Source organism: Puniceispirillum sp. (SeqCode) (genome assembly GCF_965657105.1).
In the GTDB taxonomy this organism is placed as follows: Bacteria; Pseudomonadota; Alphaproteobacteria; order Puniceispirillales; family Puniceispirillaceae; genus Puniceispirillum.
On record NZ_CBFHNB010000103.1, the window covers coordinates 1 to 3125 of the forward strand.

General features: G+C 48.7%; 1 protein-coding gene. It reads right to left on the reverse strand.

Features of this window, described 5'->3' with window-relative positions; all coding sequences use genetic code 11:
* Positions 1-298: 298 nt before the first annotated feature.
* Positions 299-3109 carry a hypothetical protein gene (locus ACTF7Q_RS10385; RefSeq protein ID WP_438997762.1) on the reverse strand — a complete coding sequence of 937 codons (2811 nt, stop codon included), beginning with the start codon at positions 3107-3109 and terminating at the stop codon, positions 299-301.
* Positions 3110-3125: the final 16 nt, after the last annotated feature.

The following is a 3125-nucleotide window of genomic DNA, read 5'->3' on the forward strand; positions in this document are numbered from 1 at the left end:
AGTGACAAATCAAAAGCGGTGTCAAAGGCCCAATCAGGCGAAAGCGTACCGCCCCGCAATGGCACCCACCATCAAAATATTTATCCTCAGTTCCGGTAATTGTCTCCAGCATCATAACTCTCCATTTCAAGTCTATAATGCCGGAAAATAGTTAAAAAAAAGTAAACAAAGCTATGTTTTGGCGATATTCGCAAAATGTTTCACGTGAAACATTTCGTGAACAAACATCGAATATGGCGTATAATTCGTACCCGGATATAGCCATCATTGTCACGCATCAAGGCAGCAACCAATATCTTCATGGCATTTCTACTAATGGGATGATGAGATCCGAATCAACATCTGTGCCATTAGAAAAAATGAAATCGTCATGGCCAAAAGTGCCGCTAAATTCCTCGATAATCGCGATTTTATGGGCATCAATTTCTGGACTATCCGTATTGTAGAGAACGATCACGTCAATCTTCTCATCTGCGCGTCGCTCGTCACCCGGGAATTTGGGCCTTTCTTCCTCACGCCACCAGATATCTCCTCTATGATCCAATTCAAGAACGATTTTGTCACGTCCATCCTCGAAATTCTTGATAACCGGAACTTTGTTAGTCTTATTCAGATAATGCGGTGCTACGTCGTTGTAGCTTCTAACTAACGCTTCGCGGTTGTTATAGGATATCGATGAAAAGTAATCGATGACGAACAACGTGCCCTGCATTACGTCGTTCAACTCCAACTGACTGCCACTCGATAAATAATACTTATGCTCAATGGGAATATTGACGAGCGTGGGACTGTGCACGGAGAGGAACATATTAGCATTGACGTCGGTGATCTCGGGACCGGCTGACCATTCTGCCCCCTGACTGCGCGTGGCATAGAGGTTAAACACGGCCAGAACATTATTGTCGGCGGCCTGGGCAGAATTGTAGAAAACCAGTTGATAATCGCGCGCACTGGAGGAGGATCCTGGTAGGAACTTCACCTGCCAGTAGATGGTCGCATCTTCTGGTCCGGTGAACAGCAGACGGTCCCCCAGAACCGAGTCGAAACTGGCGAATAGCGGTGCCTGTGCCTTCGTGCTCGGGGTGCCATCGAAAAGAAACACGTCCCGCCGGTTTGAATTACCGTCAACGACTTGACGCTCACCAAAAGAATTTAAAGCACCCTCCTCCCTGATAATGTAATCAAGCGTGGCGGGCCCGCCGTCGGACCGCGGGGCGAAATGCGATAGTGGTTGCCCATTTACCGTAATTAAAGATCCGAAATTCCAATCACCCGAATATTGGCTAACCACGGCAAGAACATTATCGTCCAGACTCACGTCATGAGGGCTGTAGAGAATATCCTTGCGATGGGAGGTCGTTTGTCCGTTGGGGCCTTGAGTGGCATCATATCTGATCCGGACAAGGACATGTGGCAGATTGACCATGATCCGATCATGGGTTTCCATTGATTGGATAACGACAGCATCTGCCTCTTCCCCATATTGGTCCTTGTTCAGATTGTGTGTGTCCTGTTGGTCTGCTGTTCCCCGCCCGTCAGTCCATTGTATTGACTCCGAAACCGGGTTCACCGGAGGCGAGGCTGGTGGATTCGGTCTTTCCTGGTTTGTGCTTGGTGTCCCCGAAGCCGCTGGCGTAATGGTGATGGTCAGGTCAAGGGTGCCAGACAGACCGGCGTTTATGTTTTCGCCTTCATAGGCCGTGATGATCAGGTTTACGGTTTCACCATTGGTGTCGAATGACGCACCATCTCTGATCTTGAGGTTGTAATGTCTGCCTATCAGACCAAGAGGCACAAAGTTATTAATAATACCGGGGGTATATTCCTCCAGAGAAAACCTGTCATCTGACAGCCTATACGCCACACTCGTCCGCTCAGTCGGGGGTAAATTCTGACTGTTATCCGGGTCATAAATGGCGAGGCGCTTAATAATATTTCTTGAATTGAGTGTAAAGTCAAATGTCGTAGGATCATTTTGATACCGAAACGCCACAATGGGGGCTTCATTCACATTGTTCACAGTGAGCGTGAAGGTCACGTCGGCGTAAGTAGTTCCGCTGGCGCTGGAAGGGACATGACGCAGCACAATCTTGTATGACGAGGCCACCTCATAGTCCAAGGAGTTTTTCAGCAATAATTGGCTGCCGCTGACATTCATCTCGAACAGGGGGTGGCTATTCATAAGATAGCCATTGACTGAGATAATTTCATATACACCGGAAATGCGTCCCCCACCCGGAATGTCTAAATTGATGCTCGCAAGAGGGCCAGTCGCGGCCTCATTCTCATTAATGGTATGTTGAGGCCTATTGATTGGCGTCTTTTCATAGACACGAAAATACATGTCTTCGTCTGCTGAAAGCTCACCATCACTCGCCGTAACATATACGCGGTGAGTATTACCATTTTGAAAGGGGAATACGCGGCCACTAGCCGTGTCGGGCGCAAATGTCTCACCCGTACCTTTCGGCGACTCATTCTGCACACCAAGTTTCACCCACCTATATGTATAGGTCAGATTGTCTCTGTCGGGATCATTGGGATCGTAGGGATCATCGGGATCGTCGAAGCTCTTTTTGATGGAAAAGGTCGTTCCTGTGGGAAGTCTTGGAGCGTCTCTTGAGCTTGGGTCGTATGGCGTTCTCTCATCACGTTCCGTTTCGGGGTCATCCACCCCAACCATCAGCACAAATAAACCATCGGGTGCTTCATTCACATTGGTCAACTGGATGTTGACCAGAAGCTCTGCCGTATCACCATCCGCGTCGGTAATGGTAATTTTCAATTCAATCAGGCCGTCTGGCCTGCCATCAGCCCCCTTTTCGGCCTCAAAATCCAATAATGCACCGGCGCTGATCGCAAGCTTGCCCTGTTTATTAAACCCAAACCGGTGATCTTCGGTATAGGTACCATTATCTAATTTGCGTTCAATCAGGACTTTCGGCCCCGTTGCGCCTGCTACCAGACTCTTTGCGTCCTTGAAAAAGTCAGGCAAATTCGTATTTGATTTTGAGACGGACAGATCAAAGCCAGTGAAAATCCGCTCTGTGGTCCGGTTCTCTCCCGTTGTCTCACTGATCTCAACCTGCTGTGCTTGCGGATCGGACAAGCTCAGCACCAGCCCA